Annotated in this window: 13 protein-coding genes and 1 riboswitch; of the genes, 9 read left to right on the top strand and 4 right to left on the bottom strand. The window is 54.5% G+C overall.

The features are described 5' to 3' along the window. Positions 1 to 6 precede the first annotated feature (6 nt). Positions 7 to 582, bottom strand: a complete 576-nt coding sequence (locus ACOYW0_RS05760; RefSeq protein ID WP_482417601.1) for a DUF3332 family protein — start codon at positions 580 to 582, stop codon at positions 7 to 9. Positions 583 to 1,085: 503 nt separating this feature from the next. Here ACOYW0_RS05760 and ACOYW0_RS05755 point away from each other — a divergent pair. From ACOYW0_RS05755 to ACOYW0_RS05740, 4 genes are read left to right on the top strand one after another with little or no spacing between them, the layout of a single operon-like run. Next, positions 1,086 to 1,658 carry an ECF transporter S component gene (locus ACOYW0_RS05755; protein ID WP_482417600.1) on the top strand — a complete coding sequence of 191 codons (573 nt, stop codon included), beginning with the start codon at positions 1,086 to 1,088 and terminating at the stop codon, positions 1,656 to 1,658. Between the two features lie 9 nt (positions 1,659 to 1,667). Beyond that, positions 1,668 to 2,411: an energy-coupling factor transporter transmembrane component T family protein gene (locus tag ACOYW0_RS05750; protein ID WP_482417599.1), complete on the top strand. Its 744-nt coding sequence runs from the start codon at positions 1,668 to 1,670 to the stop codon at positions 2,409 to 2,411. 29 nt (positions 2,412 to 2,440) lie between these two features. After that, on the top strand, positions 2,441 to 3,211 hold the full coding sequence (locus ACOYW0_RS05745; RefSeq protein WP_482417598.1) for an ABC transporter ATP-binding protein: 771 nt from the start codon (positions 2,441 to 2,443) through the stop codon (positions 3,209 to 3,211). After that, entirely contained in the window at positions 3,208 to 3,990 is a 783-nt protein-coding gene (locus ACOYW0_RS05740) for an energy-coupling factor ABC transporter ATP-binding protein (protein WP_482417597.1), read from the top strand. Before ACOYW0_RS05745 ends, ACOYW0_RS05740 begins: the two co-directional genes overlap by 4 nt. A 156-nt stretch (positions 3,991 to 4,146) precedes the next feature. Here the strand turns inward: ACOYW0_RS05740 and ACOYW0_RS05735 are convergent, their stop codons facing one another. Further along, entirely contained in the window at positions 4,147 to 5,820 is a 1,674-nt protein-coding gene (locus tag ACOYW0_RS05735; RefSeq protein WP_482417596.1) for a long-chain-fatty-acid--CoA ligase, read from the bottom strand. Between the two features lie 444 nt (positions 5,821 to 6,264). Between ACOYW0_RS05735 and ACOYW0_RS05730 the strand changes: the two genes are divergently transcribed. Together ACOYW0_RS05730 and ACOYW0_RS05725 are read left to right on the top strand one after the other, a co-directional pair. Continuing rightward, on the top strand, positions 6,265 to 6,705 hold the full coding sequence (locus ACOYW0_RS05730; protein ID WP_482417595.1) for a flavodoxin: 441 nt from the start codon (positions 6,265 to 6,267) through the stop codon (positions 6,703 to 6,705). A gap of 79 nt (positions 6,706 to 6,784) precedes the next feature. Then, positions 6,785 to 7,171 (top strand): hypothetical protein, encoded by a 387-nt coding sequence (locus tag ACOYW0_RS05725; RefSeq protein ID WP_482417594.1) that lies wholly within the window; start codon positions 6,785 to 6,787, stop codon positions 7,169 to 7,171. A 137-nt stretch (positions 7,172 to 7,308) separates the two neighbouring features. On the opposite strand, the gene ACOYW0_RS05720 is transcribed toward ACOYW0_RS05725, so the two are convergent. Beyond that, entirely contained in the window at positions 7,309 to 8,700 is a 1,392-nt protein-coding gene (locus ACOYW0_RS05720) for a caspase family protein (RefSeq protein ID WP_482417593.1), read from the bottom strand. 195 nt (positions 8,701 to 8,895) lie between these two features. Continuing rightward, positions 8,896 to 10,137 carry an OmpP1/FadL family transporter gene (locus ACOYW0_RS05715; protein WP_482417592.1) on the bottom strand — a complete coding sequence of 414 codons (1,242 nt, stop codon included), beginning with the start codon at positions 10,135 to 10,137 and terminating at the stop codon, positions 8,896 to 8,898. 861 nt (positions 10,138 to 10,998) lie between these two features. On the opposite strand from ACOYW0_RS05715, the gene ACOYW0_RS05710 reads away from it, so the two are divergent. The 3 genes from ACOYW0_RS05710 to ACOYW0_RS05700 all read left to right on the top strand — a co-directional run bounded on the left by ACOYW0_RS05710 (position 10,999) and on the right by ACOYW0_RS05700 (position 13,349). Continuing rightward, the gene (locus tag ACOYW0_RS05710) at positions 10,999 to 11,319 is read left to right on the top strand and encodes a hypothetical protein (RefSeq protein WP_482417591.1); all 321 of its coding nucleotides are present in this window, start codon (positions 10,999 to 11,001) and stop codon (positions 11,317 to 11,319) included. Between the two features lie 342 nt (positions 11,320 to 11,661). Continuing rightward, a complete protein-coding gene (locus ACOYW0_RS05705; RefSeq protein WP_482417590.1) occupies positions 11,662 to 11,871 on the top strand; it encodes a DUF1737 domain-containing protein in 210 nt (69 codons plus the stop codon). 410 nt (positions 11,872 to 12,281) lie between these two features. Next, complete coding sequence (locus ACOYW0_RS05700) at positions 12,282 to 13,349, top strand: GTP pyrophosphokinase (protein ID WP_180140116.1); 1,068 nt, start codon at positions 12,282 to 12,284, stop codon at positions 13,347 to 13,349. 166 nt (positions 13,350 to 13,515) lie between these two features. Further along, positions 13,516 to 13,593: riboswitch (cyclic di-GMP riboswitch) on the top strand. Positions 13,594 to 13,606: the final 13 nt, after the last annotated feature.

Raw genomic sequence — 13,606 nt, 5'->3', positions numbered from 1 at the left:
ACAGGCTTATCTATAGCTTTGTGCCGCAATGGGTACCGGTTGAGTGCGGCGAATCTCCGCAACATACGTTTCAAGGGCTTCATGGGTTGCATAGGCAACAAGGCGGTCATCCACGAAAATGTTGACGTACCCTTCAGGCGACCGGAGCCCCACAACGGATTGCATCGTGCCGTCCTCAAACCGGAGGTCCATTTTTATGGAATCATTGTCCGGTGTGGTGATGTCGATGGATTCCACCGGCATCCCCAGAAAGGAGAGGGGGGCTTCCGTTGCCGCAGGATCCAGATTATCGTCGACCTTCATCCAGGCATCCACGGGGGTATCGACAATGGCCGGCTTTTTTTTGGTGATGGGGTTTGTGCCTGTCCAGAACTCGATACTGTTGATGATGAAGAGGTCGATGACGGAGGTGACCGCATAGACGGGTGTCCCGAGGATGTAGATACCGGCTCGTCCGTATCGGTTGTCAACGAGTTTGAGGTTGACGCCAATGGCTTTCTGGGTCAGGCCCATCTGTCCCATGCAGCCCATGCCGTACATGGTGATCAGAAAACCAATCAGAAGTCCTGTAGCCTTTTTCATGTGATCTCTCCCTGGTTGATGGTGGGTGTATGCACCCCCATTCCCGACGGGGCGCATCATGCGGGGTGTGGCCTTGTGACCGGGTTTTAGCGGGTGATGCGAAATAACGGAAAATACGAGTGTCGGTTCCTCAGGCTTTTGCAGGCTTTCTCTGCCGATGTGACCGCATTGAGGTGTGTGTCGTTCGGGATGGGTAATTTTCAGATGTTGTGGATTGGGATTCGGTGGCGAGATGCCTGGAATAGTTAATGAAATATATCACTATTGTAAGTGCTTTTTCAATAGGGGCCCTTGGCAGTCTGGGGCCCGGGGGCGAAGATAAAATGCCCTGGCCGTGGAGGCGTCTGGATCCGGTATGGGATATTTGGGTGATCAATGATCTTTGAGGAGAATATTGAAATTATCGTTTTGACCCCCTGTGATTCCGGGTGGTACGAATCGCGGAACCTGAGGCGGGGCCCGTTGGGCCGCATGGATGATGCGTTGCATATGAAGGGGGAACAATGAAGATCCAAGACGAATTCACGACCTTTACGGTGGCCCTGATTCCCGTGGCCATGGCTGTCAATATCGCGGTGGGCCAGCTCGTGGCCCTGCTGAAACTTCCGGTCTACCTGGACTGCATCGGCACCCTCCTGGTGGGGTTTGCCTGCGGACCCTTTGCCGGGGCGCTGACCGGGGGGCTTTCCAATCTGGCCTGGGGCCTTTTCTCTCCGTCGGCGCTGCCCTTTTTTCCCGTGGCGGCCTGGATCGGTTTTGCCGCCGGTTTTTGCGCCCGGTGGGGCCTGGCCGATACCTGGTGGAAAGCTACTCTGTCCGGCGTGGTGGTTGCCGTGACAACCCCCTTTGTGGCGACGCCCATTGTGGTCTTTGTCTACGGCGGGGTGGAGGGCAGCGGCGCGTCCCTTATTACCGCTGTGCTGGTGAAATCCGGCATCAAGGTGACCTCGGCCGCGTTTTACAAGAACCTGATGGTGGAGCCCCTGGACAAGGTTCCCACGGCCCTGGTGGCCTTTGCCCTGATTCGGTCCCTGCCGGATCGGATGCTGGCCCGTTTGCCCCGGTTTTCAGCGTAGCTTTTGCCTATGCCGTCTCTTCTTTTCTCATGGGCTCCCTGGACCCGCCTTTGCCTGCTGGCGGGCATGGTGCCGGTGACCTTTCTGCTTTTTGAGCCGCCCTTGAGCCTGTTGCCCCTGGCCGTGGTCCTGCCCCTGGGGGCCACAAGCGGTGTCGCGGCAAAATGGGCGGTTCGGACCCTGGCCCTTCTGGTGCCTTTTGCCGTGCTCCTTGCCTTGACGTACCTTGTGGCCATGCCCCGTTCCGGGGATGTCCTCTGGGCCTGCGGCCCCTTTGAGGTGGGCCGGGAAAATGTTTTTCTGGCTTTATCCGTTTTTTCCCGGGTGGGGGTGATGCTCTCCTCTTTGTGCCTTTTTTCGGTCTCCACCACAGGGGCTGAGCTCCTGACCGACTTGCGTGGACGCGGCGCCTCCCCGTTTCTTGTGTATGTGCTTGCTACCACCTTGAACCTGGTGCCCCTGCTCAGGCATCGCGCGTCCTGTGTGTTGGATGCCCAGAGGGCCCGGGGCCTTGATGTTGATGGACACGTTCTGGTCCGGGCACGGCGGCTGGTGCCCCTGGTGGGGCCGCTGATTCTGGGGGCCCTTGCCGATGTGGAGAAGCGGGCCATGGCCCTGGAGCTTCGTGGCGGGCTGAGGCGGTATCCGGTGGAGGATGTTCGTGAACAGTCGGGTGAATGGGGCCTTCGACTGGGTTCAATCGCCATGGTGGGTGGTGCGATGGGGTATCGGGTATGGATGTTGTTCGGTTAAAATCGTGTTCCTTTACATATGCGGGGGCCTTGAGCCCCAGCCTGGGGGACGTGAGTTTTTCCCTGAAAGAAGGGGAGTGCCTTGCGGTGCTGGGGGCTGACGGATCGGGGCGCACGACCCTGTTGTCCCTTCTTGCAGGGCTCATGGTCCGGTTCTATCCCGGGCGCCTTACCGGAGAGTGCCTCGTGCATGGGGGCTGCTGTGTGGGTCAGCGTCCCAAAAGCACGGGGCTCTCTCTGGAAGACCCCACCGCCCAGTTCTCGGGGGTGGCCTTCACCGTGTTTGAGGAGGTGGCTCTGGCCCTTGGGAACGGTGGCATGGGAAGGCGCGGGGAAGCAGTCCACCGGCTTCTGACGCGTGTGAGAGCAGCCCACCTTGTGGATCGCAACCCCTTTACCCTCTCTGGCGGGGAAGCCAGGCGCGTGGCCCTTGCCGTGCTCCTGGCCGGTGCTCCCGACCTCCTGTTGCTTGACGAGCCCTTTGGCCAGCTGGATCCCACGTCCCGTGATGAGGTGAAAAAGCTGCTTCGTGACCTTAAGGCCCAAGGGGCAACCCTGGTGGTTTCGGGCAGCGATCTGGGCGACGTGGCTGGCCTTGCGGACCGGGCCGTGGTCCTTGAGGCGGGAGGGCTGGTGTATGATGGGCCTCTTGCGGCGTTGACCGAAGACGGAGACCCCGAAGGGTGGGGGCTGACCCTGCCCCTTGTAACCCGTGTTGCCCGGGTTGCACGGACGCGTGGGCTCTTCGCAGGCCCCTTGCCCCTGGACATTGATGCCGCAGAAGGGGGGTGGCGACTGTGATCCGTTCTGAGAACCTTACCTATGGATACGGTGACGGACCTTCGGTGGTGGACGGGGTCTCCTTTGACCTGGCGGCCGGGGCATCCCTTGCGATGGTTGGGCCCAACGGTTCGGGTAAGAGCACCCTGCTGCGCCTTATTGCGGGCTTGCTCTCTCCCCGCCGGGGGAGCGTTTTCATTGGAGGCTCTCCCATCGATACCCTGCGTCCTTCCCGTCGGGCGCGCCATGTGGCCATTCTTTTCCAGAATCCGGATGATCAGATATTTGCGACCTGTGTACGGGATGAGCTGCGGTTTGCACCGTTGCAGGCGGGCGTGCCGCCCCATGTTATCGACGAACGCATGGACCGTGCGGCTGCGCTGTGCGGCATCCGGGAAGACCTTGATCGAAACCCCCATGATCTTTCCCGGGCCCGTCGCAAGAGGGTTTGCCTGGCGTCGGTTTACATGATGGAGACCCCCCTGGTGCTCCTGGACGAGCCCCTTTCCGGCCAGGATGCGGCAGGGCGGCGGGTGATGATGCAGGTGACGGATGCCTTAAGGGCCCGGGGCAGCTCGGTGGTGGCCGTGACCCACGACATGAACCTTGCCGCGTTCTTTGATTCCATGCTGCTCCTCGGGCCAGGCGGCGGTTGTGCCGTGGGAGACCCCCGCACTCTTTTTACCGACCCTTCCCTTGATCTTCCCCTCCCCGATGCCCTGGCCCTGGGGCGCAAGCTTGGCTTTCAAGATACCTGCCTGACAGAGGGGGAGCTCCTTCAGGCCCTCAGACCGGTTTGAGGTGAGTCACCTTAAAAGCATGTTGCCCTTCGTCCACTCGGGACAAGCCATGTCCGTTAAAATCGCACTCATTCAAACCGTTTTTGTTAAACCTGTTTGTTAAACTTTTTAAAAGTTTAGCCCCCGGCAGGGCCGCCGGAGGCTTTTATTGCCGGTTCAGGCCGACATGCGCTTCAGGTCGGTTTTGAGGACCTTGCCCACGGAGGTTTCGGGCATGGCGTCGATGATGTGGATTTCATCGGGCCATTTGTACTTGGCCAGCTCTTTGCGGCAGTGGGCCATGAGGGACTCCACCGACGGGGTCCTGCCCGGCTTTGGGGTGACAAAGGCCTTGACGTTTTCTCCGCGCCGGGTGTCGGCAACACCGATGACGGCGGCCTTGAGGACGTCTCCATGGGCCTGGAGCACCTCCTCCACCTCTCGTGGGTAGATGCTGTAGCCGCTTGAGATAATGACGTCATTTTTACGGTCCACGATGTAAAAATACCCGTCTTCATCCATCCAGGCGATATCCCCGGACATGAGCCATCCGTTTTGGAATGCCGTTTCGTTTTCCCCGTACTGGCCCAGGTAGCCACAGGTGACCTGGGGGCCCTTGAACCACATTTCTCCTGCCTCGCCGATTGCGAGTTCCCGGGTACCGGTCTCCAGATCCATGATGCGCACCTCGGTTCCGGGGAAAGGGATGCCGATGCTTCCGGGTTTGTTTCTGCCTTTCAGGGGGTTGAGGTGGGTCTGGGGGGAGGTTTCGGTCATGCCATAGCCTTCATTGATGGTGATGCCGGTGCGCTCCTTGAATCGGTGGAAAATCTCTTCGGAAAGGGAGGATGCGCCGGACGTGATGAGCTTGAAGGAGGTCATGTCCGTTCCGGCAAGGGCCTTTTCTTCCAGGAGGCCTGAGAGCATGGTGGGAACCATGGGGGCCAGGGTGGGCTTGAACTTGCGGATGGCATCAAGGAGTTTGCCCGGTTTGGGCCTGGGCTCCAGCACCACGGACCACCCCATGTGGACGGGGAGGTTCATGGCCGTGGACATGCCCAGCACATGGAAGAAGGGGGGCGCGGCCAACACCCGTTCATCGGCCTTGTCAAGCTGGAACCATGCCTCATACATCTGGGTCATGCAGGTGAGGTTGGTGTGGGTCAGCATGGCCGCCTTGGGGCGTCCGGTGGTGCCCCCGGTGTATTGGTAGACCGCCACCTCGTCGGGGTGGATGGCTGGCTCCGGGATGGGGGTTCCCCGCAAGGCCATGGCCTCTTTCCAGCTGTAGACGCGTTCTGTTGAGGGCACTTTAGCGGAAAGCCCCTGTTTTCCGGACTTGAAAGAAAACACCCATTTGAGGTGTGTGGGAAGAAAGTCGCCCAGGGATGCGTAAATCACGACGTCGACCTGGGTGTTGTCGCGAAGGGCAATGGCTCGTTGGGCAAGAACGTCCAGGGTGATGAGAAGCTTGGCAGCTGCATCATTCATCTGGTGGGTGAGCTCCCGGTCGCTGGCCAGGGGGTTGGCCATCACCACGATGGCACCGATGGTAAGGGCCGCATAGTAGGAGACCACCGTGGCCACGGTGTTGGGAAGCCAGATCCCCACCACGTCGCCTTTGCGGATGCCCAGGGTGGTGAGGGTGATGGAGAAGGTCCTTACCAGGACCTGGAGTTCGGCGTAGGAGATATGGTGTCCCTGATAGATGAGGGCCGTGTGCTGGGGGTATCGTCCCACCGTGGTCTGGAACATCTGAGGCAGTGTGAGGCGGCGATAATCGATGACGGGGGGGACGCCTTTGTCATAGTGAGCCAGCCAGGGCTTGTCTGAGCAGGTGAGGGTGATCATGTCTTTCTCCGCAGGAGATAAAAGGTTTAACCACTGTTCATCCCGATGACGACGGTTTTAAGATACGGATAGTTGATCTTGAGAAATCTGTCAATAACACCTCGGAATAAATGAAGTATTATGGATGGTTGTTCCCGCAATGGGTGCGGGGGCCGTGTGGTCAGAAAGGGCTCATCGCTACCGTATGCTTGATCCCAGGGCGCGGTACACAAGGGGGAAAGGGAAGGGCAGGGGGGCGGTGGAAAGAGGGCCCGGTAAGGTCCGGTGGGGATTGAGGTGTGTTTTGGAACGATAAAAGAATTAGGCGCGCCTAAAATTTTAGTTGACCCAAAAAATATTTGGGATTATGTATAGCCCAGGTTCGAGAGTGATGTTCTCGCCCCACGGGGGGAAAGGACATGCCCTGTATCGATGACAGCTATTATACAACCATGCGGAGGGCATATGGCACGCGCACTGATTATTTTTGGGTCCACCACAGGAAACACGGAAAACACGGCAGAACGCATCGGCGGAATCCTCAGCGCCAAAGGTCTTGAGGTAACCGTTGAAAATGTGAGCGACGTCACCTTGGGCAACGAGGCCGACTATGATCTGGTCCTCTACGGATGTTCCACCTGGGGCGAGGATGAGATTGAGCTTCAGGACGACTTCATCGATTATTACGAAGCCATGGACAAGGCGGCCTTGAGCGGCAAGAAGGTGGGGGTCTTCGGTTGTGGAGACAGCGCCTACACCTATTTTTGCGGTGCGGTGGACGCCATTGAAGAGAAAGTCCGGCAGATCGGTGGAAAGCTGGTTGCCGAGGGCCTCAAAATCGACGGGGAGCCCGACGATTACGAGGCAGAAATCGACGCCTGGGCCGAGCAGGTGGCCGCAGCATAACGTTCACGGCCCGGGGCCTTGGGGCCCCGGGTGATTTTTACCACTTATGGATAAGGCGATATGCCGGAGGAGCTGTACGATGACGAAGAGAGAATCCAAGGTCATGCGTTCGTTTCAGATTAAGATGATGACAAAATTGGCCCAGGGAAAATTCGACTCCGTGGATTTGAAAAACGACCTCTTCGTCAAGTGGCTGGTGGGCTTCCTTGCCGAATCCCGGGTTCCCTTTAAGCTGGTGCCCCTGGGCGGTGGCGTAACCCGTATCCTTCACTCCGGTGGGCTGTGCCCCCTGTGCAGCGGCACCGGTATCATTCACGCCGAGGAGCCGGTCCTTTCGGAATCCCCCGATCCCAGCTCAATCATCCCGGAAGAGGAGTCTCACTCCTGTTGCGGCGATGGCTCCTGCGGCGGAGGCAGCTCATGTTGTGGCGGCTCATGCTGTAAAGAGAAGCGCAACGCAGCGTAGCCTTATTCTGTACCCTTCCCTTACCTCCTTCCTTCCCGATTGTTCCCCGACAGTGACGATGCTGTCCCCTGACACAGGCAGCCCCTCAAGGGGCTGCTTCTTCCTTTTGGCCGGATTCGACTTGTGAAATATACGGGTTAGTTCTGTGATATAAAGAGGAAATCACCGCCGTCGTGGCCTGCCTTTCGGATGTCACCGTATTCCGGGGTTTGGTCCGCGTTCAGAATCACCGTCCGTCTGAGTTGAGAGAATACTTCCGTGCCTTCGATGACGGTGTTGTTGGCCTTCAACGCGTTGATGAAGGCAGCCGCAAAGACAGAGTGGCCGTTGCTGCCGTTGTCTTCTACGGGCTCAAGGCCTCCCGATGCCATGGCAATACGGGCTTTCTGTTTGCACAGCCGGTTTAGATAGTCCGGTATTTTGCGGTTGATATGGATTGCGCGGGTAAGTTTTCCCGAGTAACAGCTGTCGGCGACGACAAGCACATGCTTCGCTTCATTGGCACGTATGGAGGCGGTGATGGTTGAGTTTGAGATCCAGTTGGACTCGTCGTTAAGGGTTGCGTCCGCGGGGAGCCAGTACCCCTCGTCTGCTTTGTTGTCCAGCCAGCCGTGTCCGGCATAATAAATGAGGAGGTTGTCCTGGCTGGTGAGTTTATTTCTCAGGTTCCCGAGGGCGGTGATAATGTCGGACCGACCCGGATTTTTAAGAAATGTGACATCAAACCCATATTTTTGACGGAGAATGTCGGAGACAACCCGGGCGTCATTGATTGCGGTTTTCAGATGGGTGAGGTTCGGGTAGTTGTCGATGCCAATGACAAGTGCGTGGTAGGTCCCGAAGTTGATGGCCGGGACGACGGTCGGTTCATTGGCCTCAGGCTTAAGGGGGGCGAGGGGCTGTTGGGGAGCTTGGGTCAAGGCAATGATCCGCTTGTCCGTTGTGAGCTGGTTCGTGATCTTTTCGAAGGCGGATTTATAGCAACTCCTCAGAGCTGAAACGGCCTTTCCGTTGCGGAAAAAGCCATAAAAAGTAACTGAAAACGGCTGACTGTCATCCGCGTCAAACTGCGCTACGTGTTTACCTGTGTGATCATACACATGGCTGGATATTGAGACATAGGCCTCCCCCTTTTTCGGTTGAAAAGGCCAGTATAATGGCATCGGGTAGATTGCGGGCCAGGATAACCACCAGTTGAAGTGGTGGGACTCTTTGGGGGTGATGACCGTCCTGATGATGAGTGACTTTTCCCCACGGGATGTGTCCACCTCAGTGTAGTCAAGGACATCGGAAAAATAGCGGGCTTGGTTCAGGTAGTGTTTAAAATTGGTCTCGATTTTGTCCTGGTCTACAGGATCGGCACTGTTGACTTTAACAGAATCAACGTAAAGGGAAAAATCACTCCTTGTGGGCAGGCTGGACTCGGGCGGAATGGGGGGAAGGGATGCAAGGTTTACTTTCATGCAGCCCGATAATAGGAATATTATTGAAATGAATAATAAACAGCTGACTGATTTTGTCTTGGTCATTGATATGTCCTTGAACCCGGTATTTTGATAAAAATGTATGTATAACATGGCCATTCGGATGAGTCAAAACGAGGGGGCGGGCAAGGTTTTGCAAGGGGAAAAGAAGCAGAAGAACTGCTTTTTTATGTACTCGATGGAGAACAACAAAACGGCTCAAGGATACCTTGAGCCGTTTTATTGTCTTATTGCGTTATATTAAAATTTATACCCCAAGGTGACGGCACCCAGGTGGGTCACCCCGTTTTTGGAGGAGCCGTCAAGGATGCCGTCGACGTTGTTTGCTTCCTTGTACGTGACCTTTTCCGCTTTGATGTAGGTATAGGCCAGGTCCAGGGTCCAGTTGCCGAAGGTGCAGCCCGTGCCCACCCCGATGAGGTGGCGGTCATCGGCAGGGATCATGTAATCCACGTACTGGGCGTCTTCAGGGGCTTCATCAAAGCAGTAGCTGGCCCGAAGGTCCCAGTTGTCGGTGATGCCGTACTCCACGCCGATATTGTAGCGCCAGACGTCGTCATAGTTTTTGGGCTGGGGTATATGGCCTTGGCCATCGATGTCCAGGTCCAGGTCGGTGTAGGTGGACCAGCGGGTTTGAATGGCGCCCACCTCCACGCTCAGGTTTTTGGCGGGGTACCAGGCGATGCCGAAGTTGAGCATGTCCGGAAGGGTCACGGAACCGGTTGTGTTATGCGCACCGTTTCGTGCGGCCGCAAGGCCAGTCATGCCAGAAATGGTTGTATCCCCGCTGGCATCGATCTTGGCCTGGCTGTGGTAGCCGAACCCGAAGCGCCAGTTGTCCAGTTTGTAGTGGATCCCGGCGGTGAGGGCGGTGCCGTCTCCGTCGGCGGTTAGGGCGGAGATGGGAGAGGCTGCAGGGCTATTACCATCGCGCATATCAACCCTTTTTTTGATGTCCAGATCAACATAGACATACTCCACACCCACGGCCACGGAGAGTCGGTCCGTCACTTTGTAAGCGATGTTCGGGTTCAGGGAGGCGCTCTTGATGGTGGCCTCAAAGACGTTAAAGGCTCCGGGCCAGTCGTTGTGATATTCGAAACCCAGGCCGAACCGGGAGAATTCGCCGATGCCTGCGGCCCATCTGTCGTTGATGCGGTGGGTCAGGTAAAAATGGGGGATGACAAAGACGCTGTTGTCGCTTTTGGAGGTGGTGACGACACCCGAATCTTCTGTTTCCACTTCGCAGATGGGGTGAGCGAAGGTGGCTCCCATGGAGACCTGGGTGCCCTCAAGCTGGGTCAGACCCGCAGGGTTGAAGGCCACCGCAGACGGATCGTCGGCACGTCCAACCAGGGTACCGCCCAGGGCGTTGCCCCGTGCGCTCCATTCATACAGTGCAAAACCGGCGGCGGATGCGGAGCTCGCAGCCGCCATTACCAAAAGACACGACACAAAAAAACTCAGGAACTGACGCTTCACTTTTTCCCCTTCTGACAGTCAAAAAAGGCCCGGGGTACAGACCACTCGTCTGCGAACCCGGCTACCCGTTCTGTGGTGATGTTGAGAGCTATGATCAGTGTTTTTCTATGGGATCTCAAAACACCAATTGAGTTATTTCTTAAGAAATACTCACACATAAATCCCTCAAAATTAAAATGCGAAATCAGCGGTGGCTGGTGCTTTCCGCTTTTATTCTCTTGATACGCCCACGCGATAAAATCAGTTATCAATGCCTGTAGGAATAAAGAACTCTCTATGCAGGGCGAATAGTTCATATCTTGCCTGCTTGCCGGAAGCAATGAATTTTCAACTGTTCCCGGGCAAGGACGAATCTTGTTTCCCAGAGCAGGCGAAAGGAGGACCAAAAATGCGGTGGGTTAGGGTGTGCTTTCGGAAAAACGGTAACGGGAAAGCAGTTGTTGCAGATGCCTGGGGCTCTTCGGTTTCAAGGCAAGGGGACGGCAGGGAGAGGCCCTTGAAAGCAGGTGCGAGAAACGTCCGGGATCATCCCCGGTCCTGCACCTGCTCTTCAATCGTGGGGATGACTTGTGTTGTTGGTCAGTAAATATTGCTATTTCTTCCTTGATCATCGGGTGGTATCTCTCGTATAGCTGACACATCCGTTTGAACTGGATATTTCGGGATAAAACGACCGGGACAAATCAATAAGACCTTTATTACATCAGATTACTGATGAAAATCAGGTGGTTCAAAAGCGTAAATTGTAATTGCCAGCTTTCGAGTCGATTTTTCGATGTTGCTTTTGATCGTTCGAGAAAAGGTGGTGCCGCCTTTTGCATTCACAGGTCGCGGGGTCTATGTGAAAACCATGGAGCAGGTATGAGTTCAAATTCACTTATTATTCTTTCTGTTACTCTCTACAAACTGGCTTCTCTTTCGGTGGGAAGCCTCTTCGCCCTTCTGGGGTTTCGCCTGTTTATGGCCAATATTTGGGGAAACGCGGGCGAGCTTGAAACGGAATTTGGGGATACCAAACTGGTTGTAAAGAAAGCAGCCCCAGGGACTTTCTTCGCCCTGTTCGGTGCCGCCATCATTGCCTTGACCCTGTATAAGGGCATGGAATTGAAGAGTCACACAAGCGATCTGGTTAACGGAACGTACATCCAGACCACGGAGGAGGACGCAGGGGACACGACCTGACCCTCGACGAACCAGGATTTCAAAAATCCGACGCACGTCTCAACAGCGTGTTCCCCTTAGTCATTGATATTTGATGCTGTCGTTATTTTCTGACAATTTGGACTGTGAGGAGAGGACCTTGAAACTTGCATTGCGATGTTTTGTTGTGGTGGGCCTTATGGGGTTTGTGTGTGCCTGTGCGACAAGCGAGAATACCGGTGATAATGTGATGCGCGGTATGTACGAAAGCTCCAGGCAAATACAGGAAACGGACCGGTGTCATGCGCCTTCACCCGGGCAAGAGATCCCTACATATGATCAGTACAACCGGGCGAGGCACGATTAATCTCGTCTCATCAGCGAGTGGGAGGTATTTCTCCAACGGACAAGAAGTTAAGTTACCGCCTGATTACCGGAAAGGATGATGCCGGTTTCTGTAAGAGGATTTCAGCTCTCATTGACGAGGGATACATGCTGTATGGCTCTCCGTCAGCCACATACAACGGCAAAGTTGTCATTGTTGCTCAAGCGGTTGTTTTGCCGGAAATACGTCGTGAGAGGGCTTCGTCCTGACATGGGCGTGTGTCTCCCTCCTTTCTTTTTTACATGCTGCATCCCGTTACCAGGGCTCTGCTGCCATGGTGCCCACATGTCCGCGTGGCCGGGTAGATGTGGGCCGACGTGTTCCCTATAAAATACCGGCTATTCTTGTTTCGCATTTTATGGTTTGATAGGACTCTGTGGGATCACAATTGGATCGGCATTTAGTTTGAGAGGGGCGGTGGATCCAAAGGGATCTCTGGCTACTCAGTTTGCCGTGTCTAACCCGGCTCACTCGATGGGTGAGATAATCAAACAGCAAACGCTGATTTACATTTTCAAAATAGCTGACATTTTATTGTAGCCTTCCGAAATGATATCATTTTCCTTTCGGGTGGTTTTTTTATGAAACATCCGGGCTGTATAAGCACAAGGACTGTTCAATGCCTTCACTCGATTTTGAAAAAGAAAAAAAAACTTTCAGAGCATATTACGATCAGAATTTTCAGATACTCGATGAGGCAAGAAAATCCTTTGTCACGTTGGTAAAGGCACTGATAACAAACGATTCTTCCCTTACGGGTTCCACTGTCTACGGGCGTGTGAAACAGAAAGAAGAGTGCATTAAGAAATTTTCGCGTAAATATCGCTCGAAGCTTGAAGAAACAGAGACACACTATGAAATAAAAGAATACATCACGGATTTGATAGGGTTAAGGGTGGTGTGCCTGTATCAGGACGATATAGAAAAATTATCAGACATGCTCAATGAACACTTCGATGTGATTGACGTGACAGATAAAATCTCTGAATTGGAGAGTACGGAAGACTCCTTTGGTTACAAAGGGCTTCACGTGGATCTCCGATTAAATGAAGACAGGAGAAACCTTCCTGAATACAAACCGTATAGTGAATTTAATTTTGAAATTCAAATACGAACCATTATCCAGGATTCCTGGAGTGCCCTTGACCACAAAATCAAATACAAAAAATCAATTCCCCAGCATCTAAAAAGAAGAATCAATGTTCTCTCTGCGCTGTTCGAATTGGCAGATAGCGAATTTAGAGAGATACGGGACGCCACCCTTGCCGAGATTGAAAAGGCCAGCAAGGAAGACATCCCTTCCCCCACATCTGATGCTGAACCCGAACAGAAAACGAAAAAGAATAAAAATGTCTATGAACTCAATGCGTTCAACTTTCTTAGGATCGGTGGGCATTTTTTCAGTAACTACGAGTTTGAAACCCATAAAGTGGATGGGTTTGTGCAAAATGTCCATGAGCTGTGCCCGGGCATAACGCGGGCGAAATTTCATAAGCTGATAAATAAGAATATTACCAAAGTAAAGGCCTACAATGATTATTCTATAAAAAAGAATCAGACTGAGGGGTTTAACCCCTATTCAGTCATTCGGCATTGCCTGTACCTGGGGAACAGAACAACCTTTCGAAGGGTCCTTGCAAACGCTGCCAGGAAATCCTTTGACGAATGGCTTGACGCGAATCCATAAAGAGCAAAGGGCCTGCCCACCAAATGATGTAATTCATTACATCATTCCTGCCATGCTATAACCTGAATTCCCTAAATCTACCCGTGATGTTCCATATGTGGTGTTCGCGTTTTGCTTGATTCACTACATGTTGGTGGTATGTTTTTTGCTGATTTTGGCGGTCTACACAAGAAAAAGCCAAACCCGATGTGAGTCGGGGACGGAAAGCCCACGGGTCTCATGGGGAGATGGCCGGGTTGCTCTTGCCGCAAAAGCAA

Source organism: Desulfoluna sp. HI9BLuna, assembly GCF_056829775.1.
The sequence above is the reverse complement of the archived record's forward strand: the minus strand, read 5'-3'. Positions and strand labels throughout refer to the sequence as shown.